At 65.8% G+C, this 26,173-nt stretch carries 24 protein-coding genes and 2 pseudogenes; 16 read left to right on the forward strand and 10 right to left on the reverse strand.

What is annotated here, in order from left to right; all coding sequences use genetic code 11:
• Window positions 1-68 precede the first annotated feature (68 nt).
• From ACSS7Z_RS07465 to ACSS7Z_RS07500, 8 genes are read left to right on the forward strand one after another with little or no spacing between them, the layout of a single operon-like run.
• Window positions 69-1,283 (forward strand): 2-hydroxyacyl-CoA dehydratase subunit D, encoded by a 1,215-nt coding sequence (locus ACSS7Z_RS07465; protein ID WP_438253876.1) that lies wholly within the window; start codon window positions 69-71, stop codon window positions 1,281-1,283.
• Window positions 1,280-3,724 carry a CaiB/BaiF CoA transferase family protein gene (locus ACSS7Z_RS07470; RefSeq protein ID WP_438253877.1) on the forward strand — a complete coding sequence of 815 codons (2,445 nt, stop codon included), beginning with the start codon at window positions 1,280-1,282 and terminating at the stop codon, window positions 3,722-3,724. Before ACSS7Z_RS07465 ends, ACSS7Z_RS07470 begins: the two co-directional genes overlap by 4 nt.
• Window positions 3,725-3,726: 2 nt before the next feature.
• Window positions 3,727-4,539, forward strand: coding sequence for an SDR family NAD(P)-dependent oxidoreductase (locus ACSS7Z_RS07475; protein ID WP_438254274.1), 813 nt, complete (start codon window positions 3,727-3,729; stop codon window positions 4,537-4,539).
• Between the two features lie 29 nt (window positions 4,540-4,568).
• Window positions 4,569-5,357 carry an SDR family NAD(P)-dependent oxidoreductase gene (locus ACSS7Z_RS07480; protein WP_438253878.1) on the forward strand — a complete coding sequence of 263 codons (789 nt, stop codon included), beginning with the start codon at window positions 4,569-4,571 and terminating at the stop codon, window positions 5,355-5,357.
• 22 nt (window positions 5,358-5,379) lie between these two features.
• Complete coding sequence (locus ACSS7Z_RS07485; protein ID WP_438253879.1) at window positions 5,380-5,673, forward strand: hypothetical protein; 294 nt, start codon at window positions 5,380-5,382, stop codon at window positions 5,671-5,673.
• A gap of 1 nt (window position 5,674) precedes the next feature.
• Entirely contained in the window at window positions 5,675-7,159 is a 1,485-nt protein-coding gene (locus ACSS7Z_RS07490) for a class I adenylate-forming enzyme family protein (protein WP_438253880.1), read from the forward strand.
• Window positions 7,156-8,373 carry a D-arabinono-1,4-lactone oxidase gene (locus tag ACSS7Z_RS07495; RefSeq protein WP_438253881.1) on the forward strand — a complete coding sequence of 406 codons (1,218 nt, stop codon included), beginning with the start codon at window positions 7,156-7,158 and terminating at the stop codon, window positions 8,371-8,373. The genes ACSS7Z_RS07490 and ACSS7Z_RS07495 overlap by 4 nt, the downstream gene beginning before the upstream one ends.
• Entirely contained in the window at window positions 8,370-9,350 is a 981-nt protein-coding gene (locus ACSS7Z_RS07500) for a PaaX family transcriptional regulator (protein ID WP_438253882.1), read from the forward strand. Before ACSS7Z_RS07495 ends, ACSS7Z_RS07500 begins: the two co-directional genes overlap by 4 nt.
• 17 nt (window positions 9,351-9,367) lie before the next feature.
• Here the strand turns inward: ACSS7Z_RS07500 and ACSS7Z_RS07505 are convergent, their stop codons facing one another.
• On the reverse strand, window positions 9,368-10,297 hold the full coding sequence (locus ACSS7Z_RS07505; protein ID WP_438253883.1) for an MBL fold metallo-hydrolase: 930 nt from the start codon (window positions 10,295-10,297) through the stop codon (window positions 9,368-9,370).
• Between the two features lie 174 nt (window positions 10,298-10,471).
• Here ACSS7Z_RS07505 and ACSS7Z_RS07510 point away from each other — a divergent pair, with 174 nt between their 5' ends.
• The gene (locus tag ACSS7Z_RS07510; RefSeq protein WP_438253884.1) at window positions 10,472-12,004 is read left to right on the forward strand and encodes an ABC transporter substrate-binding protein; all 1,533 of its coding nucleotides are present in this window, start codon (window positions 10,472-10,474) and stop codon (window positions 12,002-12,004) included.
• A gap of 61 nt (window positions 12,005-12,065) precedes the next feature.
• Here ACSS7Z_RS07510 and ACSS7Z_RS07515 read toward each other — a convergent pair whose 3' ends face one another.
• Window positions 12,066-12,824 carry an SDR family NAD(P)-dependent oxidoreductase gene (locus ACSS7Z_RS07515; RefSeq protein ID WP_438253885.1) on the reverse strand — a complete coding sequence of 253 codons (759 nt, stop codon included), beginning with the start codon at window positions 12,822-12,824 and terminating at the stop codon, window positions 12,066-12,068.
• A gap of 130 nt (window positions 12,825-12,954) precedes the next feature.
• Here ACSS7Z_RS07515 and ACSS7Z_RS07520 point away from each other — a divergent pair, with 130 nt between their 5' ends.
• Complete coding sequence (locus ACSS7Z_RS07520) at window positions 12,955-13,620, forward strand: SDR family NAD(P)-dependent oxidoreductase (protein ID WP_438253886.1); 666 nt, start codon at window positions 12,955-12,957, stop codon at window positions 13,618-13,620.
• A 39-nt stretch (window positions 13,621-13,659) separates the two neighbouring features.
• Here ACSS7Z_RS07520 and ACSS7Z_RS07525 read toward each other — a convergent pair whose 3' ends face one another.
• The 4 genes from ACSS7Z_RS07525 to ACSS7Z_RS07540 form a co-directional block, all read right to left on the reverse strand.
• The gene (locus ACSS7Z_RS07525; protein WP_438253887.1) at window positions 13,660-14,616 is read right to left on the reverse strand and encodes an aldo/keto reductase; all 957 of its coding nucleotides are present in this window, start codon (window positions 14,614-14,616) and stop codon (window positions 13,660-13,662) included.
• A gap of 126 nt (window positions 14,617-14,742) precedes the next feature.
• Window positions 14,743-16,110, reverse strand: coding sequence for an amidohydrolase family protein (locus ACSS7Z_RS07530; RefSeq protein WP_438253888.1), 1,368 nt, complete (start codon window positions 16,108-16,110; stop codon window positions 14,743-14,745).
• Window positions 16,080-17,237 (reverse strand): CoA transferase, encoded by a 1,158-nt coding sequence (locus ACSS7Z_RS07535; protein ID WP_438253889.1) that lies wholly within the window; start codon window positions 17,235-17,237, stop codon window positions 16,080-16,082. Before ACSS7Z_RS07535 ends, ACSS7Z_RS07530 begins: the two co-directional genes overlap by 31 nt.
• A complete protein-coding gene (locus tag ACSS7Z_RS07540) occupies window positions 17,234-18,193 on the reverse strand; it encodes an enoyl-CoA hydratase/isomerase family protein (RefSeq protein WP_438253890.1) in 960 nt (319 codons plus the stop codon). Before ACSS7Z_RS07540 ends, ACSS7Z_RS07535 begins: the two co-directional genes overlap by 4 nt.
• Before the next feature lie 150 nt (window positions 18,194-18,343).
• Between ACSS7Z_RS07540 and ACSS7Z_RS07545 the strand changes: the two genes are divergently transcribed.
• Window positions 18,344-18,487: a hypothetical protein gene (locus ACSS7Z_RS07545; protein ID WP_438253891.1), complete on the forward strand. Its 144-nt coding sequence runs from the start codon at window positions 18,344-18,346 to the stop codon at window positions 18,485-18,487.
• Here the strand turns inward: ACSS7Z_RS07545 and ACSS7Z_RS07550 are convergent.
• Complete coding sequence (locus tag ACSS7Z_RS07550; protein ID WP_438253892.1) at window positions 18,462-19,628, reverse strand: acyl-CoA dehydrogenase family protein; 1,167 nt, start codon at window positions 19,626-19,628, stop codon at window positions 18,462-18,464. The two genes, ACSS7Z_RS07545 and ACSS7Z_RS07550, sit on opposite strands and share 26 nt — an antisense overlap.
• Before the next feature lie 58 nt (window positions 19,629-19,686).
• Window positions 19,687-20,154, reverse strand: coding sequence for a MarR family winged helix-turn-helix transcriptional regulator (locus tag ACSS7Z_RS07555; RefSeq protein WP_438253893.1), 468 nt, complete (start codon window positions 20,152-20,154; stop codon window positions 19,687-19,689).
• An 88-nt stretch (window positions 20,155-20,242) separates the two neighbouring features.
• Here ACSS7Z_RS07555 and ACSS7Z_RS07560 point away from each other — a divergent pair, with 88 nt between their 5' ends.
• From ACSS7Z_RS07560 to ACSS7Z_RS07575, 4 genes are all read left to right on the forward strand, one after another.
• Window positions 20,243-21,166 (forward strand): SDR family oxidoreductase, encoded by a 924-nt coding sequence (locus ACSS7Z_RS07560; RefSeq protein WP_438253894.1) that lies wholly within the window; start codon window positions 20,243-20,245, stop codon window positions 21,164-21,166.
• Between the two features lie 13 nt (window positions 21,167-21,179).
• A complete protein-coding gene (locus ACSS7Z_RS07565) occupies window positions 21,180-22,064 on the forward strand; it encodes an amidohydrolase family protein (protein WP_438254275.1) in 885 nt (294 codons plus the stop codon).
• A 37-nt stretch (window positions 22,065-22,101) separates the two neighbouring features.
• A complete protein-coding gene (locus ACSS7Z_RS07570; protein ID WP_438253895.1) occupies window positions 22,102-22,554 on the forward strand; it encodes a MaoC family dehydratase in 453 nt (150 codons plus the stop codon).
• Window positions 22,555-22,650: 96 nt separating this feature from the next.
• On the forward strand, window positions 22,651-24,180 hold the full coding sequence (locus ACSS7Z_RS07575; RefSeq protein WP_438253896.1) for an acyl-CoA synthetase: 1,530 nt from the start codon (window positions 22,651-22,653) through the stop codon (window positions 24,178-24,180).
• A gap of 239 nt (window positions 24,181-24,419) precedes the next feature.
• Here ACSS7Z_RS07575 and ACSS7Z_RS07580 read toward each other — a convergent pair.
• Window positions 24,420-24,893, reverse strand: a pseudogene (locus tag ACSS7Z_RS07580) (ATP-binding protein); the annotation flags it as partial.
• Between ACSS7Z_RS07580 and ACSS7Z_RS07585 the strand changes: the two are divergent.
• Window positions 24,891-25,763, forward strand: a pseudogene (locus ACSS7Z_RS07585) (IS481 family transposase); the annotation flags it as partial. The pseudogenes ACSS7Z_RS07580 and ACSS7Z_RS07585 sit on opposite strands and share 3 nt — an antisense overlap.
• On the opposite strand, the gene ACSS7Z_RS07590 reads toward ACSS7Z_RS07585, so the two are convergent.
• A complete protein-coding gene (locus ACSS7Z_RS07590; RefSeq protein WP_438253897.1) occupies window positions 25,760-26,170 on the reverse strand; it encodes a GlcG/HbpS family heme-binding protein in 411 nt (136 codons plus the stop codon). The pseudogene ACSS7Z_RS07585 and the gene ACSS7Z_RS07590 sit on opposite strands and share 4 nt — an antisense overlap.
• Between the last annotated feature and the right edge of the window lie 3 nt (window positions 26,171-26,173).

Here is a 26,173-nt window from a genome sequence, read left to right on the forward strand (position 1 = left end):
CGGAAGACGCAGACGGCCCTGCAATATGTGTAACATAATTCGTTCGATCGAGTGGTAAGATATTAAACATGATGGTGAATGAGGAGGTTCGCATGGATCGCGATACGGCGTTCAGCGTGTTCCATCACGTCGTGGAGGCGCGTTGGGATGCGGCCGCGATCACCGAGCTGACCGGCGGGGTCGATGAGCCCATCGCCGGATTCCTCGACACCGGCTTCCCGGAGGAGATCGCGATCGCGGCGGGCTACCGCCCGATGCTCCTGACCGGCGACCTCGCCGTCGCACCCGCCACCGTCGACGCCCATCTCGACGTGTCGGCGCCCACCCGCATCCGCTACCTGTACGAAGCGCTCGCCACCGGTCGCCACGATGCCGTCGAGGTGCTCTGCGTCACCGGCGGTGACCGCTGGATCGGCGAGACCGCAGGCTTCTTCGAGGCCTATCGCTCGGTCTTCGGCGCGCCTGACATCGCGCACACCCTGTATCTCGAACGCGCACGCGGGAGCTTCGCCGAGCACCGCGAATACAATCGCGCCGGAATGGTGCTCCTCGCCGAGCAGCTTTCTGCGATCGGCCCGCGTGCCGTCACCGCCGACAGTCTGCAGAATGCCATCCGACTCGTCAATCGGACGCGCGAACTGCTCCGTCGGGTCGAGGCGATCCGCGCATCCGACAACTCCACCATCACCGGCGTCGACGCTGCGGCCATCGCACTCGCCGCCATGCTCATGCCGAAGCAGCGCTTCAACGGGCTCCTCGAGGAGACGCTCGACGCGCTGGACGAGCGGGAGCCGGTGGGTGGCTTGGCCGGCGCGCCGCGTGTCTTCCTCAGCGGCAGCTCCGTCGACCAACTCGGCTTTGTCCGCCTGATCGAGGATCTCGGAGCCGTCGTCGTCGGCGAGGACACCGAGTTCGGCATGCGCTACGCCCACACACCCGTGCGCGAGAACTCCGATCCCTTCGACGCACTGGCCGATCGCTGGACGTACAAATTCCCCGAGAGCTGGGCATTCGGTCGCGAGCGCCGCATCGCGCAGCGTGTCGAGATGGCGGCGGCGACACAGCCGGACGCCGTCATCGCGCTCCACCTCCGCGGCGACAGCGCCTACGGTTGGGACTTCCCGGACCAGGCCGAAGCACTGCGCGCTCGCGGCATCGCGGTGCTGGCACTGCCCGACACCGACTACGCGCTCGAAGAGACGGCGCACCTGCATGCTGTGATCGGAGACCTGCTCAGCGGTCTCGACCCGCGGCGCGACGACACGACAGAGGAGAAGCGATGACCGCGATGCTCGAAGGGGTCCGCGTACTGGACCTGACAGACGAGATGGGATTTGTCTGCGGAAAGATCCTTGCGGAGCTCGGTGCCGAAGTGATCAAGGTTGAACGCCCCGGCGGCGACCCTGCCCGGAAGCTGCCACCGTTCCGCGGCGACGAGCCCGGCATCGAGAACAGTCTCTACTGGCGGTCGTTCAACGCCGGCAAGCGCAGCATCGTGCTGGATCTGGACACCCCCGAAGGTGCAGACGCGTTCCGCGCACTCGCGCGGACGTCGCAGATCATCGTCGAGGGGTCCGACCCGCGTGCCCTCGAACGTCGCGGTCTTGCGGTGGCAGACCTCCGCGCCGAGAATCCCGCACTCATCGGCGCCTCCGTGACACCGTTCGGCCGCACCGGCCCGTACTCCGAGTACATCGCCTCCGAGCTGACAGTGATCGCGATGAGCGGAGTGCTCAACAACACGGGAGACCCCGATCTGCCGCCGGTCAAGGAAGCTCTCGACTCGGGCTACTTCCACGCCGGTGTGGCAGCGGCGCTTGGCGTGATGCTCGCGTACTTCGAGGCCGACACCTCGCACACGGGTCAGGACGTCGACGTCTCCGTGCAGGAGGTTGCCGCGAGCCGGATGACCTCGGCCATCGTGGCCTGGAGCGAGGGCGTCGCCCTCTCCCGTGAGGGGCACAAGTCCCAGCTTGGCCCCACGGCGACGGACTGGTTCTGGCCCTGCAAGGACGGGCACCTGTTCTGGCACATGCTCGGCGGCGCCTTCGGGGCGACCGCCAACAAGGCGCTCAGCGACTGGATCGGCGAATACCACCCGGTTCACGCGCTGCAGGAGATCGACGACTGGATGTCGTTCGACAAGGCGGGCATCACCCAGGAGGAATGGGGCCGCTTCGCCGACGTGATCGGTCCGTTTTTCCTCCGCTTCACCCGCGAGGAGGTCCGCCGGGAGTCGCTCGCACGGGGCCTGAATGCGACCGTGGCCAACGAGCCGGGCGACGTCCACGCCTGTGAGCACCTCCGTTCGCGGGAGTACTGGTCGCGTGTCGAGGACCCTGCGCTTGGTCGCATCGACATCCCGCGCTACTTCTTCAAAGCCAGTGTTTCCACGACCGGCATCACGACGCCGGCCCCCACGCTCGGCGCCGACACCGAAGAGATCCTCGCCGGCCTCGGCGGCGCACCGAGGGACACCGTCGCCGCAGCTCCGTGTGACGCTCCGACCACGCCAGCGCTCGCCGGGATCCGTGTCCTCGACTTCGGCTGGGCACTCGTCGGGTCGATCACGGGCAAGCTCCTCGGCGACCACGGGGCAGAGGTCATCCGAGTCGAATCCTCCAAGCGTCCCGACATGACGCGCGTCGACCGCCGCTTCTCCCGATCGACGCGCACCAGCTTCGACGACAAGCCCTGGTTCGCGCACTTCAACACCTCGAAGAAGAGCCTGTCGATCGACCTAAAGAACCCCAAGTCTCGTCGCGTCATCGAAGGACTGATCCGACAGGCCGACGTCATCAACGAGAACTTCACCCCCGGCACCCTCGCCGCCCTCGGTTACGGGTACGAAGACGTCAAGAAGATCAACCCCGATGTCATCTACATCAGCGGCAGCCTGTTCGGTCAGACCGGGCCGCTGGCGAACGAATGGGGCATCGACGGCACCGGCGCGGCGATCTCGGGGCGACTGCACCTGACGGGATGGCCCGATCGCACGCCGATCACCCCCAGCGCGGGCATCTACGGCGACTACATCGTGCCGCTGGTCAACGCGATCGGCGTGGTGGGGGCGCTCCTTCACCGACGTCGTACCGGCCAGGGCCAGTACCTCGAAGCGAGCATGTACGAGGTGACCGCACAACAGATCATGCCCGCGACCCTCGATTTCGAGGTGAACGGACGCGAGCAGAGTCGCACCGGCAACCGCGTGACGGATGCCGCGCCCCACGGTGTTTACCCCTGTGCGGGTGAGGATCGCTGGAGCGCGATCGCGGTGTTCGGCGACGAGGAATGGTCGCGCTTCGCCGCGGCCATCGGCGCACCCGCATGGACGACCGATCCTGCCTTCGCCACGCACGAGGACCGCAAGCACAACGAGGATCGCCTCGACGACCTCGTCGCGGAGTGGACGCGCGAGCGCGAGCCGCACGAGGTCATGACCTTGCTCCAGGCCGCCCGCGTCCGTGCGGGCGCCGTGCAAACTCCGCACGACTTCATCGATGCCGATCCTCAGCTCACCCACCGCGGGGTCCTCGCGGAGGTACCGCACTCCGTGCTCGGCGCTTTCCCGCACCAGGTGCCCCCGTTCCGTCTCTCACGCACGGTCGCCGAGGTCACCGCCGCGCCCATGATGGGCGAGCACAACGAGCAGATCGTCACCGGTGATCTCGGTTTCAGCGAGGTCGAGTTCATCGACCTGCTCTTGGAAGGAGCACTGCAGTGAGTATGGATTCAGGATCGGGTCGACTGTCCGGGCGAACGGCCATCGTCACAGGCGCCGGCACAGGCATCGGACGCGCGATCGCGGAGATGTACGCGCGAGAGGGGGCTCGAGTCGTCGTGACATGCCGCACCGTGGTCTCCGGTCAAGAGACCGTGGAGCTAATCCGCATCGCCGGCGGCCAGGCGCACTTCGTGCGCGCCGACGTCTCGAAGGAGGACGAGGTGCGCGATCTGGTCGCGGAGACGATCCGTGTCTTCGGTAGGGTCGACGTGCTCTGCAACAACCACGCCGTCTACGGGATCGAACCGCCCGAACTGACCGACCTCACCGAGGAGGTGTGGGACCGGACTATGGACGTGAACGCCAAGGGCGTCTTCTTCACCATGAAGCACGTTCTGCCCGTGATGCGCGAGCACGGCGGCGGATCGATCGTCAACATCTCGTCGATCGCCTCGCTGGTCAAATCCGCGCTACCCGTCTACGCCGCATCGAAGGCGGCGGTCAACGCGCTCACGAAGGCGGTCGCCGCGCAGGCCGCAGAGTACGGCGTGCGGGCGAACATCATCACCCCCAGCACGATCGAGACCGACCGGCGCACCGAGTTGGCGCACATCTCGGAGTACAAGAACGACTTCATCGCGACGACGGCCGCCGAGCACGACGCACGGCCGATCGTCAGCAAGGTCCTGCCGGGATTCGGCGAGCCGGACGACATCGCCTATGCGGCGACGTTCCTGGCATCTGATGAGGCGTCCTACATTACTGGCACGGTGCTGCCGGTCGATGGCGGCACGACACGCACGCGGACGGACTGACCATGGCGCGGGAAGAAGGAGCACAGACAATGAGCAGCGGCAGGATCGCAGGCAAGAGCGCCATCGTCACCGGAGCCGGCAGCGGGATCGGACGGGGCATCGCCCGGCGGTTCGCGGCGGAAGGCGCATCGGTCACGGTCGCCGACCTGGCGTTCGAGGCGGCCCAGGAGACGGTCTCGCAGATCATCGAGCGCGGCGGCAGAGCCATCGCCCTGCGGGTGAACGTCACCGACGCGGATGATGTCGCGGCGATGACGCAGGCCACCGTCGACTCCTTCGGCGGGATCGACATCCTCGTCAACAACGCCGGCATCTCGTTCGGGGACACGCTCAGGCTGCACGAACTCGAGCAGGACGCCTGGCAGCGCCTCCTCGACGTCAACCTCACCGGTGTGTTCCTGTGCTGCAAGCACACGCTGCCGGCGCTCATGGAGCGCGGCGGCGGCGGATCGATCGTGAACATTGCCTCGGCCGCCGCGATCGGCATGGCGCCCCGCGCCGGGTACGCCGCGTCGAAGGGTGGGGTGGTCGCTCTCACGCGCAGCCTGGCCTTCCAGTACGGCGAGTACGGTATCCGCGTCAACGCGATCTGCCCCGGTCCCGTCGAGACCCCCATGAGCAACGCCGTGCGCGCCTCCGGGATGTACGACGACGACGGCATCGTCGATCTGTCGATCAAGCGCCGCGGCACGCCCGATGACATCGCGAGCGCGGCGCTGTACTTCGCGTCGGATGAAGCGCGGTACGTGACATCCGACATCCTCCCCGTCGATGGCGGTTCCCTTCGCCTGCGAGCAGAAAAATTCCGCGGCCGCTGAGCCTCGGAGAAAGGAAGAGAATATGACTACTTGGACTGCAGGAACCCGTGTGTTCAGCGCCGCGTCCAGCGTGGAGGCGATCATCGTCACCGGTGCGGATGTCGAGCTCGCGTGCGCAGGTGCGCCTATGCTGACCGAACGCCCCGAGGGTGTGGAAGGGAACGGCGATGGTGCAGAACTCGCCGTCGGAAAGCGGTTCGAGGATGCGCAGACCAGCCTCGTCGTGATGGTCACACGCCCCGGCGCCGGTCCGCTCACCGCCGATGGCCGTGAGCTGGGCCAGCGCGCCGCGACACCACTGCCCTCCTCGGATTGACATGAGCATCTCCGTTCTGCTCAGCACCATCGCCGAGATCGCGCCGGACCGAACCGCGATCGTCGATGGACAGGGAGCGCTGTCGTATGCAGAGGTGCAGCGGGGTGCGCAGTCCCTGGCGGCCCGTGCAGCCCACGACGGCGTAGAGGCGATCGCGTTCATCGGGACAAACTCGGCGGCGGTGCCGCTGCTCCTGTTCGCCTCCGCCTCCGCCGGTATCCCGTTCGCGCCGCTGAACTATCGGCTCGCCGACGAGCAGCTGCGCCGCCAGGTCGAGCGCCTCGGGCGGGTACTCATCGTCACAGACGACGCAGGCGCACGTCGCGTCGGGGGTGTGGGCGACGCGATTCTTCTCGATATCGCTCAGGCGCGGACGCCTGCTGTCGTCGAATCCGCCTCCTCTGATGGCGGGAACATCGCGGTGTGGCTGTTCACCAGCGGCACCACCGGTGAGCCGAAGATCGTGGAGCTGAGCCACGAGAATTTGACGTCTTACATCCTCGGCACCGTGGAGATGCTCTCCGCACCCGAGGAAGACGCCGCGCTGGTCAGTGTGCCCCCGTACCATGTCGCGGGGATCGCCGCCGTGCTCTCGTCGGTGTTCGCCGCGCGGAAGATGGTCTACCTCGACTCGTTCGACGCGGAGGGATGGATCGCCGCCGTGAGCGACCAGAAGGTGACCTCGGCGATGGTCGTGCCGACCATGCTACAGCGGATCCTGGACGAGCTCGTCTCGACCGGTGAGACGCTGCCGTCGCTGCGCGCACTGTCCTATGGCGGCGGACGGATGCCCGTGGAGCTGATCAGCGCCACTCTCGCGCACCTGCCGCACGTGGGGTTCACCAACGCCTACGGTCTGACCGAGACGAGTTCGACGATTGCGCTACTCGGACCGGACGACCACCGTGAGGCACTGGCGTCTTCGGACTTGTCGGTGCGTGCGCGCCTCGGCTCCGTCGGTCGGCCGATCCCGTCGATCGAGCTGCAGATCCGCGGAGATGACGGTGCGATCGTGCCACCGGGCGACGAAGGTGACATCTGGGTGCGAGGTCCGCAGATCGCGGGTGCGTACCGCGGGATGGATTCACACCTGGTCAACGGTTGGTTCGCGACGAAGGACCGAGGCAGGCTGGACGTGGGTGGCTACCTCTTCCTCAGCGGACGTGCGGACGATGTGATCATACGTGGAGGCGAGAACATCTCGCCCGGTGAGATCGAGGATGTTCTCCGGGAGCATCCGACGGTAGTGGATGCCGCCGTTGTGGCGATGCCGGATGACCAGTGGGGCGAGGTGCCTGTGGCGGTGCTGGTGATATTGCCCGGGGCGACGGTGGACCCGGATGAACTCCGAACGCTGGTTCGATCGCGTCTGCGGTCTTCACGGGTGCCGGCGAACATCGTTGTGTGGGGCGAGCTGCCCCATAACGAGATGGGCAAGCTCCTGCGCAAGGACATCCGCGCGCAGCTGGTCGAGCGCGCGTCGTGACACCGGAGGCGTCGTCCGAAACCTGGTCCAACTGGAGCGGGTCTCGGACTGTCTCCGTCTCGCGGCAGGAGCGCCCGGCCAATGAGACCGGCATCGCGCAAACGGTCAGGCAGGCCGTGGCCGAAGGGCGACAGGTGCGCGCGGTCGGGCCGGGCTTCTCCTGGGCAGACACCGTCGGCGAGGAGGCGGTGGTCATCCACACCGATCGCCTGCAGGGTGTGCGCAGCATCGACCTCGACGCCGGCATCGTCTCGGCGGCCGGGGGAACGAGACTGCTCGACCTGTGCGCGGATCTATGGGATCGAGGTCTCGAACTTCCGACTCTCGGTGGGTTCTCTGGGCAGAGCATCGCCGGTGCCCTGGCAACCGCGACGCACGGCTCGGGCGCGACGCAAGCGGCACTGTCTGCATACGCGCGCGCCTTTCGAATCGTGGATGCCCACGGTGAGATCATCTCCGTCACCGGCGACGACAACGCCGTGCTTCGCGCTGCGCAGGTGAATCTGGGCATGCTTGGCGTCGTGACCGAGGTTGACATGAGCGTGCATGCGGCGACTTGGATGACGGTGCGTGACTCCTGGTATGCCGAGTTCTCGTCTGGCTGGCTCACCCAGCAGGACGGAGTCCGACGCGCGGTGCGGTGGCACCCACGAGGTGACGGTGCTCCTGAAGGACGCCGATTCCACTTGAAGGAGTGGGCGCCGGCGCGGCCGGGCGCCGAGGGTGCACTACCGAGCTACGTGGCGCTCGCTTCCGCAGGTGCGACGGCGCCTGCGGCCTTCACCGTTACGGAGCATGCAGCGGCGGTGGATCGGGCAGGCGACCTCGTGCGCGAGATTGACGATGCACTCCGGCGGGCACCAGAGGTCGAGATCGCGATGCCTGTCGCGCTGCGGGTCGTGTCGTCGGATGCGGCGTACCTGTCGCCGTACGCCGGGCGAACGTCGGTCACGGTGTCCGCTGCGGCTCCGAGCGGCGAGCGATTCCCCACGTTGTTCGCGATGCTCGAAGAGATCTTGGTAGTCTATGGCGCGCGACCGCACTGGGCGAAGGAGCATTGTCGCTCGGTCGAGTACCTGAGCGCTCAGTACCCGGATTTCACGAAATTCGAAGGCGTACGCTGCGGTTTCGATCCGATGGGGAGGTTCCTCACACCGAGTCAGAGAGTGTTGACGGCGCACGTCGGCGGGTCACGAAGAGGAGAGAGCATATGACGACGGTTCTGGACGATTCGGAGAGCGATGCCGCCACCGTGGGTGGCCGTGCGGAGGGAAGGCTAGCTCGACGCATTACCGCACGCGACATCATGGCGACCTTCTTCGCATATTACTGGCGCAATGACGCTGCCATCGAGGTCCCGGGCACCTTTCTGGTCTCGGTACTCGCGGATTTCGACGTCGCGGCACCGAACGCGCGTGCCACGCTCCGCCGTCTTGAGCGCGACGATCTCCTCGAGACACGAAAGGCCGGCAGGAATCTCTTCTTCCGCGCCGCTCCTCCTACGCGAAGCCGCGCAGAGCCGGGTGTGCGACGAATACTGAACTTCGGCCTCACCGACGATTGGTCTGGGGTGTGGACAGTCGTAGCATTCTCCGTGCCGGAGCAGCAGAGTCGGATTCGCATGGCACTGCGCGACTCGCTGAGATTGGAGGGCTTCGCACCGTTCTACGACGGCGTGTGGATCGCGCCTGGAGACCTGCGGGAGGTCGCCGTCACGAAGGCCGACGTTCGCGGGGTCGAACAGCTCAGTGCGCATCTCGTCGAGGATTCGTCTTTCATGGTGCGCGGCCGTCAGCCGATCGAATCGTGGGACCTCGAAGGCATCAATGCGGCGTATGCGATCGTCCTAGACGAGGCTGAAGAGCTCGCGGCGCAGTTCGCCGCTGGCGATCTCTCTCCCGCGGCAGCACTGGTGAAACGAACGCTGCTGCTCACTCGATACCGTCGTTTGGTGCCGCTAGATCCAGGCCTGCCGCTCTCGCTCATGCCGGAAGGCTGGCTGCGGCGGGAAGCACGAGACTCCGTCGCCCGCGTGTTCGACGCGCTCGGTCCGCTGGCAGTGTTCCGCTTCGAGCAACTGCTGGACGGAATCGACGAGGTCTGGGCCGAACGCGTGCGGGAAGCCGCGCTGCGCACTCTCGACGAGCTTGCGGCAATGTCACCGGGCGACCAGGACCTGCTGACGCGTTGATCGCCCGCTGAGCGGCCTCAGTGAGGCGCGACCACGGGCATGCCCTGGAAGCGCTGGGCCTGCGACGACTGGACGCGCATCCCGGTCGGCGCCACCCAGTGCGAGCCGAGGACGAGTACATCGCGATCGGCGACCTGCGCGAGCAAGCTACGCCGCGAACGCTCTGCCTGCGCCGGATCGGTGTCGATCGAGCAGCCCCACTCTGGGAAGCTGATGTGGCTGGGGTGGATGAGGAGATCACCCGTGATCCACGCCTCTGCGCCGTTGGATCGGACGCGGACACACAGGTGCCCTGGAGTGTGTCCGGGGAACGGCACGACCTCCACGCCATCGTTGATCTCCTGCGCGCCGCGAGTAGTGGTCATCACGCCATGCGCGCGTAGCGGCAGCAGTGAATCCTCGATGGCCCGCATCTGCGCATCCTCGTCGTTGGCGGGGCTCCGTTTGCCCTCGGTCCAATACGCGAGCTCGACATGATCCATCACATACCGGGCCTGCGGGAACGCCGGAACCCAAGCGTCGCCTTCGAGCACGGTGTTCCACCCGATGTGATCGAGGTGCCCGTGGGAGTTGATGACGGTGGTGACGTCGCGCCTGCTGTAACCTGCCAGCGCGAATGAGTCCAGGTACGTCGTGCGAAGCATATGTGCGTTGACGCGACCGGGGCGCATCTTCCGATCGCCATAGCCGGTATCGACGACGATCACCTCGTCGCCGATCTCGATCACGAAGGAGTGAAAGCTCTGCACCGCGTCCCCGTCTGCGGTGACGGCGGCGCGGGGCATCCAGCCGAGCTCGGGGGCATCCGGGTCACCGTCCGGCAGGAAGGTGGCGAACGCAAGCTCGACGTACTTCTCGGGGATACGCGTGATCCGTGCCTCTCCGACCTGCCAGCGCAACGGGAACTCCGCAGGGCCTGGAAGCGGTGTACGCGCAGAATCTATCATCTTTTTTCCTTCCGATCAGAAAATTAAACAAGCGTCACGTTCAAACTGCCCGTGCTGTCGGAGAGTATCCGCTCTCTTTTTAGCAGAGATATAGAAATAAACACATCAATCGCACTCCGATCGGATGCAATGCTAGTGTCTGTTATCACGGTAATGCAGACACAAAGGAGTGGAATGAAGAACCGGAAACTAGCGCGATCGATATCCGCGATCGCCGGGGTGACGCTTGCGCTCGCGGGGTGCGCAGGAACATCTTCCGCGGAGAGTGCGGACGACGTCACGATCGACACGGGGGCGACGATCTCGATCGGAGTGCGCTTCTTGCACAATTCCTGGGATCCGTCCAAGATGCCCGGGGCCACGATCGTCCCAATCTACGACATGGTCTATGACACCCTCGTGCGTGTGAGAGCTGACCTGACGCTGGAGCCGGGGCTCGCCGTGGGTTGGGCAACGCCTGATGCGGGTTCGACATGGGAGTTCGAGCTCCGCGACGACGTCGTCTTCAGTGACGGGTCGACCTTCGATGCGCAGGACGTCAGCGACACTCTCGAGTACTACGCGGGTGACGCTTCGAATTCGAAGGCCGACCTCGCGGCGCTGGCCGGCATCGAGGTGATCGACGACACGCACCTTCGCGTGACGCTCTCGGCGCCGCAGGTCGGATTCCCCGAGACGCTCTCGTCTCGCGCTGGGCTGATGCTGAGCTCCGACGTGGTCGCGTCCGGTGACTACGAGCTTCCGATCGGAACCGGCAAGTTCACCGTCGATCGAGACGCGCCGGGAGTGCAGCTCGACCTCATTCGGAATCCCGATCATTGGAACGCGGAGAGCGTTCAGCTCGCCGGCGTCTCGCTGCGCTGGATCGAGGATCCGACCGCGATGGCGAACGCCGTCCGATCCGGAGAGATCGACATGGCGCTGATCGAGCCGGCGTTCGCCGACTCGATCAGCGCCGCAGGCATCCCTTCCTATGAGATTGACGGCTCGGAGTTTGTCGGCATCGGACTCAACCCCGATCTCGCCCCCGAACTCGCTGATCCGCGCGTGCGCGCCGCGATGTCCATGGCAATCGATCGCGCGGGCCTCGTCGATGGCATCTTCTTCGGCCATGCTGCAGCTGCCAATCAATTCATCGCGCCCGGACGCTTCGGGTTCGATGAGTCCCTTGCGGAGATCCCGTATGACCTCACCCGGGCGCGCGCACTCATGGCGGAGGCGGGGTACGCCGATGGATTCAGGTACACATTCGCGGGGCAGGCGAACAACAAGCAACTCACGGAGGCGCTCCAGGCGTCCTGGGCGGAGATAGGCATCGATGTCGATCTCGCGTTCCCTCAGGGTGCTAGCATCGCGGAGGTTACGTGGGTGAAGCCCACCATCCCCATCGCCACCCAGAACCTCGTCCCCACCCTGGATCCGACGCCGTTTCTCTGGCGGCACCTGAGCGCCGAGTCGGTGCGGAACCCCGGATCCATCACGGTCGATGGCCTGGATGAGCTCATCCGCGCGAGCGAGGGGATTGTGGACCCCAACGAGCGCGCGCGGGCTTTCGCGGACATTGCGCGCCTGACGCAGGAGACGGTGCCCGCCTACATCCCCGTGCTGTGGCGAAACTACACCGTCGCATACAGCGACGATCTGGTGGGCATGCAGGAGTGGAAGGCCGGGTTCCCGATTATCGACGGGGTGGCCGTGAAAAAGTAGGCGAAAGGCGAGGAAGCGGCGTGGGTCATGACCCACGCCGCTTCCTCGTGTCCTGCACGACTCAGACTGCGGAGCGGCCGCCATCCACCAGGATGACCTGACCGCGAAGGTGGCGGGCGCGATCGGACAGCAGGAATGCCATCCAGTCACCGATCTCCTCCGGCTGCGCGCGGCGTCCGGCGGGGGCGCGCATCGGGGCCGTGACCATCGTGCCGGACCCGACGGCGGCCGAGCCGAATCCTGTCTGCACCGATCCCGGGCAGATGCAGTTCGCGCGAACACCGTGCGCCGAGAAGCGCGCGGTGAGGTGGCGGACGAACTGCGTGACGGCGGCCTTCGATGCGCCGTAGGCGGGGGTGGAGGTGGGGTGACCCGAACGAAAAGCGCCGAACGAGCCTGTCGTCGCGATGGCGCCGCCACCGGCCTCGATCATTGGGTTGAGGAAGCGTTGAGCGGCGAGGAATTGCGACTCGAGATTAATCGCAAACACTAGGCGCCAATCATCGACGCTCATGGAGCGGACATCGCCTTCACCGCCGATGCCTGCGTTCAAGCACAGGCGCGTCGCCGGACCCCGCCACTGCTCGGCGAGCGACGCGATGCGATCGACGCCGTCGACAGTGGATGCGTCGCCGGGTGCGGCGAGTGCGACACCACCGTTGGCGATGATCTCCCGCGTCACCGTGTCTGCGCGCTCCTCCGAGAGGTCTGCGACGACGACAGCCGCGCCTTCCCGGCCGAGGCGCAGTGCTGTCGCGCGTCCGATTCCGCTGCCACCACCGGTGACGACGGCCACCGTTCCGTCAAGTCCGAGATCCATGATCTTCTCCTCTTCGAGTTTCAATATGCATTATATCAACATATGATCGGGGCTATATTGATTTATTTTGCTCCGGGGTGCGTCGAAGTCGTCGCACGTTCGTGCGCATATTCAGAGGCAAGGGGCAGATATGGATCTCAAACTGGCTGGCAAGACGGCGCTCGTCACGGACGCGACTTCGGCTATCGGAACCGCGGTGGCAGAGCGACTCATCGTGGAAGGTGCCGCGGTGCTGCTCGTGGACGACGTAGCGGAGGCGGTAGCGGCTTTGGCGGCGAAGCATTCCGGTGCCGGAGGCAAGGTCGCTTCCGCGGTTTCGGAAGGGGCTGTCCTTCCCGCTGTTGTCTTCGACTGGTGCGAAGGATTCGACGTCGCATGGCTTGGCGGGCTCGCCGGTATGTCGTCGGTCTCGGATGTCGTGCGCCTGGTAGATCTGATCGCCGATCACATGGCCGACCGCCGGGGTGGCAGCATCGTGCTGCAGTCGACGACCGCGGCCGCGGTGGATGTTCCCGGCGCGAGTGCCCCGTACTCAGCGATGGCGGCAGCTGTCACCCAGATCGCTCGACAGGTTGGGGTGCGACGAGCCGAGCAAGGCATACGTGCGAATTCGGTCTGTGCTGGAGGGATCCTCAATCCCATGACCGGATCGGTCATCGACGCACCCGCCGTGCCGCTGGCCCCCGCAGCTCCCGCATCCGACGTTGCGGACGCAGTGGTGTTCCTGATGTCGCCTCTCGCGTCGTACACGACAGGGCAGGCGATCGTGATCGACGGCGGCGCTTCGATCATCTGAGCGGGCCTCTGCCGCCGCGCGGTGTCCACCGCCGGGTGCTCACGCGAACGACATGGACGCCTCCGTAAGTGCAGCGGCGGTTTCGCTTGGAAGCGGCGCCAGCTCGTCAAGGATTTGCGACAGCTGCTGAGGTGTTCGCGCGCCGACCACAGGCGCCGTCACGCCCTCGCGTCCGGTCATCCACGCGGTAGCCACGGCTGCCGGTGAGCGGCCCACCTGGCGTGCGATGTCACGGAGGATTTCGACAAACGTAAACGCCTCATCCTTGGTGAACACCGCGGTCATCTTGGCTCTCGCGCTGGCGGTGACCTCGTCCTGTGAGGAGAACTTCCCGGTGAGCAGACCGGATGCGAGGACGAAGTACGCAAACCCGGCGAGGGAGAATTCGGCGATTATCGGCAGATAGTCGCGTTCGAAGCTTCGCCGTGAGATGAGGTTGTATCGCTGCATAACTGCGACGGGGCGGCGTGCCCCGATGCGGTCGGCGAGTTCGATCCATTCACGCATCCGCTCAGGCGTGTAGGTTGACAGGCCGACGCCTCGGATGAGGCCCTCGCTGACGAGTGCATCGAACGCCGTCACTGTCTCCTCGAGAGGCACGGTCGGGTCGTCCTTGTGGGCGTAAAAGACGTCGAGATGGTCGGTGTTCAGCCGTCCCAGTGACCCTTCCGCGCCGCGCCGAATCGCATCCGCGGAGAGGAGGCCGCGCCCGCTTCCGCCGCCGACTTTTGAGGCGATGAGCGTCCGCTCCCGGACGCCTGGACGGGAGGACAGCCAGGCGCCAATCACTCCTTCCGAGGTGCGGAGCACCTCGTCGCTGGATCCGGGCGCCGTGTAGACGTCGGCGGTGTCGAGCAGGATCGGTGAGGTGCTGCGGTTGAGCAGCTCATCGAGCACTGCGGCGGACTCGTCTGTCGATGCCGTCCAGCCGAAGGCGTTCGTACCCAGGGCGATGCGGGGCTCGAGGGAGCGGAGCTGTCGGGAGATGTCGGCCACGGGATCCTCCAGAATCGGTCGGTTCGTCTCCACTCTAGATGTAACGTTGAAGTATTCGCACGTGTGCCAGAATACTGAATATAAAGCTTCTGTACGGCGCGGCCGTCGATCCGAAAGCCTCGTGCCTTATGCGGAACCGAAGACGTCCCGACCGTCTCGAAACGTGGCGAGCACGTCGACCCTGGACAGATCGCGGCGGGCATCAGTCCAGGTGCCGTCGATGATGCAGAGGTCCGCCGGGTCTCCGGGGCCCAGGTCCAGGCGCGGTGCTGTCCCGTTCCACCCTCCGCGACGGAACAGCGTGAAGGCATCCTCCGGGCTGATTGCCTCGTCCTCGCCGAGGATGACCCCCGACGCGGTACGACGGTCCACTGCAGCCTGCATCGCCGTCCAGGGGTCATCCGTGGAGAAAGGCAGATCCGTTCCGCCGAGCAGTGTTAGCCCGGCGTCTGCCCAGGATCGCACCCGCAGGTAGTTCGCGACATCAGACGCCACGCCATGGCGGCGGAGACGGTCGCCGTGGGTGCGCAGGAATCCCGGATGCACACCGATTGCGGGCGCGTCGGCGTGGCGCGCCGCCCACAGCAGCGTGACCTCGGCGGCGGCGACGAAGGCATGCTCGATGCGGTCGCGGGCCTGCAGCACGTCAGCCGCGGCGAGCAGCATCGCCATGGTGTCGGCTGTGACGCAGTGCAGCGCGACGGCGGCCGGCCGGGCGGCAGCCACCGCCGCGGTGATCGTCTCGGGCAGCGGCACCTCGTGGTCTGCGAGCACGATCTTGACGCCGTCGGCTGCGGCGTGTGCGCGTGCGGGATCAGAGTTTGCACCGAAGACCGTCAGCGCCAGGTCCGAGCCCACCAGGCTGCGAAGGGTCTCTGCATCGATATGCGACAGCGTCGGAGTCATGTCGTCGGTGCTCACGACGCCGCGGGAGTGCAGCCGCGCGATCACCGATGATAGTGCCTCGGCTGAGGTCGTCGTAGATGTGGCCAAGGTGGCATCCTGGTCCCAGAATCGCCCGTCGGCGGGAACTTCCACCGTAGATTCGAGGGCCCGGCACGCGGCGCTGCTGAGCACCCAGAGGTGCCCTCCGCGGTGCTGCACGCGCACCGGGATGCGGGCGCCGAGCAGCTCGTCCAGAAAGCTTCGGTCGAGGGGACCGACGACTGTGTCGTCGTACCCCACCACCCGCAGCGGCTCGCCCCGCGTCGCGGCGGCACGCAGCATCGCGGTGAAATCCTCGCGACTGCGGCAGCCGCTCGCGTCGATCGACCTCCGTCGCGCGGCCGCCGCGTACAGGTGCACGTGATGATCGTGCAGCGCCGGAAGAAGAGTGCGGCGGGGTGGCGGCGCAGAGGAGGGCGACACGGCGACGATGACGCCGTCGGCGATGTGCACGTCGATCGCGGATCCGCGCCAGTCGAGGCCGCTGATCATGCGCGGATGGGTCACCATCGTGCCGCTCATGAGATCGCCGAGACGGATGCCGTCCATGCCGCGACCTGTGACAGCGCCATGTCCACGCGGCCCGCGCGGCCGTTCGCCGCCATGCCGAACGCGGCGACCGCCGCGATGATCCCTGTCAATGGGTCGGCAATGGCATCTCCGAGGAACTCGGGGCGGCTGCCACCCGTGTCGGAGGGGTACCAGGCGACGAGCCCGCCCTCCACCGCGCAGTCATCGCCGAAGCCCACGCGGTCGATGCCCGATCCGGTGCCGTGCGCGGTGATGGCCAGATGCAGCGCGTCGGGTCGCGCCGCAGGGAAACGGGCGAGCGCATGCGGTCGCATCGAGGTGATTACGATATCCGCCTCGCCGATTATCTGCGCGAGGTGCGTGCGATCGGCAAAATCGAGCTCCCGTGTCTCCTTTGCGGAGTGCAGGCGGCTCTCGAAGGCGGCGTCTGTCGGTTCCACTGTCGCCGGTGCGGTCACATCGACGAGCCGAATTACGTGTGCACCGCTCTCCGCCAGCAGTGCACCGGCCAGCGGTCCCGCCCACAGCCGAGACAGGTCGACGACGACGCGGTCGCGCCACTGGCGCCCGCTCCGCGCGGCCGAGGCGTCCACCGCGAACGGCGACGCCGTGGCCGTGGCCGTGGCCGTGGCCGTGGCCGACGGCAGGATGCCGACCGCCAGCCCCAGCAGCCGGGCCCGCGCGAGGACGTCGCCTGTACGCTTCTGCGCGCACCACTCCAGCAGGCCGTCACCGGCGGGCTCTACGGCTCCGCCGGTGAGGGCGGGGAGGCTCTCGCGGTCGTCATCGCGCGCGAGGTTGAGGGCGAGCCATCCGTCGGAGCAGCGGTGCAGCCGCGTCGCACCCCGCAGCGATCGCCCCGATGCCGGGATGTGGGTGTCCTGCGACAGCCGCTCGCGTTCGGCGAGCAGGCCACCATCAATTCCCGGCCGATCCGCACCGGCGCGCTCAGCGAGCATGTCGGCCAGTGAGCCCAAGCGCTCGATCACGGCGCTGACATCGGCCGACGGCCGTGCGCCGGAGATTGTCAAGGTGCGTGTGAAGTCCGGAGCCGAGGTATGAGTCCGGGGTGAGAGGACACCCGGAAACGGATCGTCGAGCGCTCCGCGCAAGCTGTCCGCGACGAGGTCAGCGGACTCGATCATCGTGCGATCTCGTCGATCAGGCCCCAGGCCAGCGCTCGTTCGGCATCGAGGACCCGGCCGGTGAGCATGAGCACCAGCGCGCGGTTCGCCCCGATGCGGCGCGGTACGCTCACCGTGCCACCCGAACCCGGAAGAAGGCCCATCCGCACCTCGGGCAAACGAAAGCGGGCATCCGGTCGGGCGATGATTCGGTCGGCGAAGGCGCTCAGTTCCAAACCCGCGCCGATGACGGCACCGTGCACGTGCGCATCGAGGCGAGCGCCCAGGTGCGCCACGGTGGCTGCGAGTCCCTGGCGCAGGCGCACGCGATGGGTCTCGGTGACGTCGGTGGGGGCGGAGAACTCCTCGAGGTCGCCGCCGGCGCAGAAGTGCGGACCGACGCCGCGCAGTATGATTCGGCTTTCGTCGTACCGCAGCCCAGTCAGCGCTTCGACGAGCTCATGCCGTGCACGGGTGTCGAGCGCGTTGGCGTGTAGGGGGCGGTCGAGCCAGATGGTGACGGCCTCGACATCGGCCTCGATCCGAATGCGAGGGCTCGGATCGCCCGCGGGTTCGGGCGCCCGACGCCGTGACAGCCACGTCTGGTATTCCTGTCCTGCCTGCAGGGCGGAGTAGGAGATCGACTCCATCGCCAGCGCGTCATCGATCGGAAGGGCCGCGGTGGCCCGGACGAGCTGGGTGAGGACGACGGATGCCACCGGGTTGCGGTTCACGGCGGTGACGAGTGCATCCGCGGAGGACGCGGGAACCGCGAGATCTGCGGTCTCGCTCTGGCGCGGGGGGATCTCCTCGGCGACGCGTTCGTACGTGATCGCTGGCAGCGTGCGGATCGCGAGGACTGCGGCAGGGTCGGCGTTCGTGACATCGAGGATCGCAGGCACGACCTGGGCGGCGTCAAAGTGCCCCGCCGCCAGGAGCGCGAGTCGTTCATCGACCGTGAGGGCCGGCTCGTTCATGCTCGCCAGCTTACAAGGTGCACGGTAGGCGAGCGTTGGTTCCGAGTGTGCTCACGCCCCGGAAGTCAATACAATTCTGGAGCGTACGACATGTTCTGGTAGCGTGCATGTGCTCGCGGGTTCGGCATCGCCGTTCGCCACCCAGGTCGCGTGAACGAGAGCGCCGGTGGGGCACCGGCCAGCGTGGAGCTCGTCGATGGGCCACGTGCCGGGCACGACATCATGTTGGAGCGCCCGCCCCTGATTGCGAACCTGATCGCCGCAGATCTCAGCGCGTCAGGCGCCGCCCGATGATCTCTTTCATAATCTCCGTGGTGCCGCCGAAGATCGTAGCGACGCGGGAGTCCATGTAGTCGTGCGCCACGGCGTATTCGCGCATGTAGCCGTAGCCGCCGTGCAGCTGCAGGGCGCGCTGGATGACCCGCTGGTGCAGTTCTGTTGCCCACCACTTCGCCATCGCCGCAGTCACCTCGTCCAACTCGTGGCCGGATGCGTCGAGGATACACCGATCGATGAACGTCTGCGTCACCTCGATCTCGGTGGCAAGCTCAGCCAGGTAGAAGCGGTTGGCCTGAAAGTCCGCGATGCGCTCGCCGAAGGCCTTGCGCTCGGTCGCGTAGATCAGCGCCTGGTCGAACGTCGCCCGCATCCGCGCCATGGATGTCACGGCGATGCTGAGACGTTCGACCGCGAGGTTCCGCCGCATGTGGGTGAAGCCCTCGCCCGCCGTGCCGAGGATGTTCGTGCGCGGAACGCGCACGTCGGCGAAAGACAGCTCGGCGGTGTCCTGCGCGGACAGGCCGATCTTCTTCAGCGGTCCGTTGCGAGTGAATCCCGGAGTATCAGCATCCATGATGAGCAACGTGATGCCCTTGCGGCCGGCTGCGGGATCGGTGCTGACGGCGACGATGAAGAAGTCCGCGAGCAACCCGTTCGATATGAAGGTCTTGGATCCATTGACGATGAGGTCGTCACCATCCGCGATCGCTGTCGTCGTGATGGCTGCCAGGTCGGAGCCCGTGCCTGGCTCAGTCAAAGCGATGGCGCCGACCAGGTCTCCGGAGATCATCGGAGCCAGCCAGCGGGCGTTCTGCTCGGGTAAGCCGAAGGTGATGAAGTACGGCGCCACGAGGTCGTTTTCGCCGTCGATCGACATGGAGACGTCTGTCGCGCCGGCGCGGGCGAACTCCTCGATGATGATCGCGTTGTATCGGAAGTCTTCGACGCCGCCGCCACCGAACTCCTCGGGTGCGGTGATGCCGATCAGGCCGGTCTCGGCTGCCTTGCGGAAGAAGCTGCGGTCGACGCGACCTGCTTCACCCCACGCTTCGAGATTCGGGCTGACCTCGCGTTCGACGAAACGACGAACGACGTTTCGGAACTCGTCGTGCGACTCGTCGAAGATCGTGCGGGGAAGGGCGACGGATGTCATCATCTGCTCGATTCTGGAGGCGGGTTTGCTAAGGCTGCGAGACGAGTGTTCGGGCGTCGGCTCAATCGGATGGGAAGGCGAGCTGCCGGAGCACACGGCTGAGCGTCTCGCGTTCGGATGCGGTGAGGGGAGCCAGTAGCTCTTCCTCGGCCTGTCGTACTTCGACGCGGGCGCGGGCGTGTGTTGCTTTACCCTCGGGTGTCGCAACGAGGACATTCGATCGACGGTCGCGGGGGTCCGGCACGCGTTCGACGTATCCGCGCTCCTGGAGATCGTCGATGAGGCTGACCACCTGGCTGGGATCCAGCCGCAGCAGCTCGGCGATCTCCTTCTGACTGGGCCGGCCACCGTCGCAGGCGAGCGCCAGCACGCTGTACGAACGCACGCGGAGGCCGTGGCCGGCGAGCCGGGTGTTGGCGGTCGAAAGCGAGACGGCGTTCGCGCGGGCCATCAGGAAGCTGACGTCGCTCCCGATGCTGCCAGCGGCCAGCTGCTGCTGACGTGATGGGGTGTCGATGTCGGTGGTCACACGACCAGCATAGCGAATGAAGAAGTAGATAGTTGACTTTTCCTACTATTGTGTGGTCTTATCAATTTACGACCTTAAGGAGCACACCATGTCGCTGAACGGCAAAGTCGCCATTGTCACAGGTTCGGGCCGCGGCCTCGGCCTCGCCTACGCCCAGGAACTCGCGCGGCAGGGCGCATCCGTCGTGATCAACGACGTCGACGCGCAGACCGCCGCAGATGCGGTTGCCACCATCGAGGCCGACGGTGGCAAGGCAGTCGCCGTGGTCGCGCCGGTCGGTTCGACTGAGACGGCGAAGCAACTCGTACAGACTGCGGTCGACTCCTTCGGGGGACTCGACATCCTCGTCACCAACGCGGGAGTGCTCCGCGACACCGTGCTCTGGAAGATGAGCGACGAGGACTTCGACCTGGTGATCAACGTGCACCTCCGCGGCACCTTCACCTGCGTCCGCGAGGCAGCGACCTACATGCGCGAGAACGGTGTCGCTGGCCGCATCATCACGATCGGGTCCCCGACTGGTCAGCGTGGCAACTTCGGCCAGACCAACTATGGCGCTGCCAAGGCCGGCATTGTCGGGATGGTCCGAACCTGGGCGCTTGAGCTCAAGAAGGCAGGCATTACCGCCAACGCAGTCATTCCGGTTGCTGCGACCGCGATGACCGCCACCGTGCCGTACTTCGCCGCTGCGGTCGAGGCCGATGCGAAGGGCGAGCCAATGCCGGAGTTCTTCCGCAGGGAGATCGGCTTCGGCAACGCATCCGACGTGTCCGGCCTCATTGCATTCCTCGCGTCCGACGAAGCAGCCGCGATCACCGGTCAGGCGATCGGCGTCGGCGGCGACCGTCTGCAGGTCTGGAGCCACCCGGAGCCCGCCGTCACCGAGTACCGCGACGGCGGATGGACCTTCGACGCGCTCGTCGAGCAGTCTGCTCTCCTCACGGGCAACGTGCAGTCGGTCGGCGAGAAGTTCCCGGCGCTTCCTGCCGAGCTTCAGCCCGCTCAGGCGTGATCCGATGCCTGCGATGACCCGCTACGAATCTGCGATCGACCTCGAGGCGATCACTGCGATCGACATGCACGTGCATGTCGAAGTCGACGGACACGGACACACCTCCTTGCCCGATGACCTCAACGAGGCCGCGACGAAGTACTTCTCCACCGATGCGGGTCGCCCCGACCTCGACTCCATCGCGGAGTACTACCGTGAGCGCAAGATGGCGGCGGTCGTGTTCTCGGTCGACGCCGAGACTCACCTGGAGCACCCGCCGATCTCCAGCGCGGAGATCGCGGAAGGCGCGGCGCGTAACAACGACGTCCTCATCCCGTTCGGCTCGGTCGACCCGAATCGGGATGACGCGGTCGAGCGGGTCGCTCGCCTGATCGGCGATCATGGCGTGCGCGGCTTCAAGTTCCACCCGACGGTGCAGAATTTTGATCCGAGCGACGTGCGCTATCAGCCGATCTATGCAGCTCTGCAGGATGCCGGTGTCGTCGCGTTGTTCCACACCGGGCAGACCGGTATCGGCGCTGGCCTTCCTGGAGGCCGTGGCCTTCGGCTCGGGCTGTCGAACCCGATGCTGCTGGACGGTGTGGCCGCAGAGAATCCCGACCTGCAGATCATCATGGCGCACCCGTCTGTGCCGTGGCAGGACGAGGCGCTCTCGGTCGCCACGCACAAGCACAACACCTGGATCGACCTGTCCGGGTGGAGCCCGAAATATTTCCCTGCCGAACTCGTCCGGTACGCGAACTCGCTCCTGAAGAAGCGCGTCCTGTTCGGGTCGGACTTCCCGCTCATCACCCCGGACCGCTGGCTCAAGGATGTCGAGCAGACGGCCCTCAAGTCCGAGGTGATGCCGGGAATCCTCAAAGGCAACGCGGCCCGTCTCCTCGGCCTCGACGCTTGAACGCTGACGTCATTCCCCTCTGAAAGGACTCACCACTATGACCACTACAGTCACTTACGCGGACCTCGCCACACTCATCGGATCGGAGCTCGGCCCGTCCGAGTGGATCGATATCACTCAGGAGCGGGTCAATACGTTCGCCGATGCGACCGATGACCACCAGTGGATCCACACCGACCCCGAGCGCGCGAAGGATGGCCCCTTCGGCGGTCCGATCGCGCACGGGTTCCTCAGTCTGTCGCTGCTCATCCCGCTGTGGGAGTCGCTGCTGGACGTCGAAGGTGTCACGACCAAGGTCAATTACGGTCTCGACAAGGTCCGCTTCGTGTCGCCTGTCAAGGTTGGATCGCGTGTCCGCGCGACGGCCACGGTCGCCGAGGTCACCGAGGTGGCCGGCGGTGCCCAGCTCACGATCGATGTCACGATCGAGGCGGAAGGCAACGGCAAGCCCGCCGTCGTCGCCCGGAGCCTGCAGCGCTTCTACGCCTGACGCACTCTCCGGGTCGGCCTCCCCAGCGCGCCGGCCCGGAGATTCCACCATCGCGACGGTCGTAGACGACTGCCAGCCTCGACGGAGAGACATACGATGCATGATCATGGACTCGGTTCCTGGATGGCGACGCGTCGTCTGAAGACCCCGGATAAGACCGCACTCGTCTTCGAGGACGGGCGCAAGCTCACGTACCGCGAACTGGCAGAGATGGCCGATATCGTCGCGGCCGATCTCGTCCGTCGCGGCACCGGGCCGGGAGATCGCGTCGCCTATCTGGGCGAGAACAGTCCCGACTTCCTCGCGGCTTTGTTCGGAACAGTACAGATCGGGGCGGTCTTCGTTCCCGTCAACACCCGACTCGCTCCTCCTGAAATCCAGCACGTACTCACGGACTCGGGAGCGCGAGTGCTGATCCACGATGCCGAGTTCAGCGCTCGAGTATCGGACGTCGCATCTTCGGTCGCGCATGTGATCGCGGCGGGTTCCGCGCATGAGCGGGAGGCATCTGCGCCGCGCGAAGCCGTGGGCGTTCCGCGGCAGAGCAATTCTGAGGATGCGCCTGCCGCGCTGGACCGGCCCGCGGCCATCCTCTACACCTCGGGAACGACGGGCAAGCCGAAGGGCGCGGTCCTCACGCACGGGAACCTGACCTGGGCGGCGCTGAACGCGATCATCGATTACGACATTGTCTCGACCGATGTGGCCCTGATGATCTCGCCGCTTTTCCACGTCGCATCCCTCGGGATGGGCGCGCTTCCGATCATCATCAAGGGCGGCACGCTGGTGCTCGAGAAGCGGTTCGATCCAGGTCGTGCGCTCGCGCTCATCGAGCACCACGGCGTATCGATGCTCTCCGGCGTGCCGACGACATACCAATTGCTCTGTGATCACCCCGATTGGGCAACCACGGATGTCTCGAGCATGCGGAAGCTGACCTGCGGAGGATCCGCCGTACCCTCACGCGTCCTGAACGCCTACGAGGAGCGAGGGTTGTCGTTCTCGCAGGGCTACGGAATGACCGAGACGGCTCCGGGCGCGACCTTGCTTGCTCCTGAGCGCACGCGCGAGAAGCAGGGGAGTGTCGGGGTTCCGCATTTCTTCACTGGTGTGCGGATCGCCGGCGAGGATGGCCGTGCCGTGCCGAGCGGCACCGTCGGAGAGATCGAGATCTCCGGACCCAACGTGTTCGCCGGCTACCACGGTCGACCCCAGGCAACGACGGAAGCGTTCACCGCAGACGGATGGTTCCGCTCCGGTGACCTCGGATACCTCGACGGTGACGGCGTGCTCTACATCTCGGACAGACTCAAGGACATGATCATCTCCGGCGGTGAGAACATCTACCCCGCCGAGATCGAGAACCTCATCAACGACATGGATGGTGTCACCGGTGTGGCCGTCATCGGAGTTCCCGACGAGCGTTGGGGCGAGGTGCCCTGGGCTGTGCTCACTGTTCGGGACGGCATCACGATCGACACCGATCAGGTGCGTGCTCATCTGGATGGGCGACTGGCGCGCTACAAGGTGCCCGCGAAGACCGTGATCGTCGATGAGCTGCCCCGAACGGCGAGCGGCAAAATCAGGAAAGCTGACCTACGGGTTCGATTCGCGCCCTCGATATAACCGCCGGGCGGCGCTCCTGATGCGTCTGAGCTCGTCAAGTTTGGCGGTCCTCGAGCGCTGAGGTCGCCGTGCCCACATGGTGCCCACGACGAAAATGGATCTAGCCCTAATGAACCTGGATCTACCCAGAATCCTGTGATGTCTCCAGATATCGTGCACGCCTGAACCCCCGTTCTTGTCGGCGGCGCGCGAACTTTGAACGTTTGCGGCCGTTCGAAAAGTGAACGGTTTCGAGCAGTTTAGTCAGGCGTTTGGTTGGTTGTGGTTTTGATGCTGGGGAGGCTGTCGATGCCTCGTCCTCGGAGCCTGAAGCTGGCGCCTTTGAGGGTGACGACGTCGGCGTGATGGACGATGCGGTCGATCATCGCGGCGGCGACGGCTTTGTCTCCGAAAATGCCGCCCCAGCCGGAGAATGCCAGGTTGCTGGTGAGGATGAGTGAGGCGTGTTCGTAGCGAGATGACACGAGCTAGAGGAACAGATTCGCGGCGTCTTGCTCGAACGGGTGGTAGCCAACTTCGTCGACGATAATCAGCCCGTAGCGTCGCAATCGTGCGAGCTCTTGTGGGAGCCGGCCTTGACGGTGCGCGTCGGTGAGGCGGGTAACCCATTCCGTCGCGGTCGCGAATAGCACCCGGTGCCCATGGCGGGCAGCGATCATTCCTAGCCCGCTCGCGAGATGGGTTTTGCCGGTGCCGGGAGGGCCGAGCAGCAATCCCTCCAGGTCGCGCGCGGTACCGTCTCGAACTGGGTGGCCCGCTACCGGGCCGAGGGCGAGAGCGGCCTCCTGGACCGTTCCTCGCGGCCACTGCGATCGCCGGGCCAGACACCCCAGAAAACTGAGCGACGAATCGTCGCATTGCGAGTCACCAGACGGTGGGGCCCCGCACCGAATCGCCTATCACCTGCGTCTGCCGCAATCGACGGTGTCGAAGGTCCTCGCCCGCTGCCGTGTGCCACTGCTGGGACACATCGATCTGAACACCGGGGTGCGGGTGCGCAAGCAGAAACCGGTGCGTTACGAACATGAACGCCCCGGCGATCTGGTCCATGTCGATGTGAAGAAGCTCGGCCGGATCCCTGACGGAGGAGGACATCGCACCCTCGGCCAAGCGAAAGGCAAGAAGAACAAAACGAGTGTCGGGTACTCGTTCCTGCACCCCGCGATCGATGACCACTCGAGAGTGGTCTACTCCGAGATCCTCGATGACGAGAAGAAGGAGACGGCGGCAGGGTTCTGGGAGCGCGCGAACGCGTTCTACGCCAGCTTGGGTATCACCGTGCTCCGCGTCCTCACCGACAACGGCTCCCGCTACCGTTCACGGCTGTTCAACGACGCGCTCAGCGAGCAGGTGAAAACACAAATTCACCCGCCCCTATCGACCGCAGACGAACGGGAAGATCGAGCGATTCCACCGCACCCTTGCGTTCGAATGGGCCTACGCCCGCCACTACGGATCAGATACCGCCCGAGCAGGCGCCTACCAGGCCTGGATCCACGACTACAATCACCACAGACCCCATACCGCTCTCAGAGGCCTCACCCATCGACCGCGTCCATAACGTCAGTGGGAAGAACACCTAGGAGGAGAGAACGGCAAGAGCGGCTTCGACGCACTCGTCGTCCTGTGCGGAGGTTGCCGCGCCGCTGACTGCGATCGCCCCGACGACTATCCCCTCCTCGCGGATGAGCGCCGTGCCCCCGCCTGCCAGAATCGGAGTCTGGACGACCTGGGCCAACTGGGCGAAAAAACTGGGTGCGGATTCCTGCATACGACGAAGGGTTGCGCCGTCGTAGCCGAAAATGGCGACGCTGTTCGCTTTGGCCTGGGCCACCTGGACGGTGAGCGGTGGGACACCGTCCATGCGTCCGAAAGCCTTCAGATGTCCGCCTTCGTCGACCACCGCCACGGTGATCTGTGTTTCAAGCTCAGTGGCACGCTCGATGGCGCCGCTGATGAGGTCCTGAACTTTTTGAAGCGTGAGTGGCATGGG

The organism is Microbacterium wangyouchuni (genome assembly GCF_051546305.1).
Taxonomy (GTDB): Bacteria; Actinomycetota; Actinomycetes; order Actinomycetales; family Microbacteriaceae; genus Microbacterium.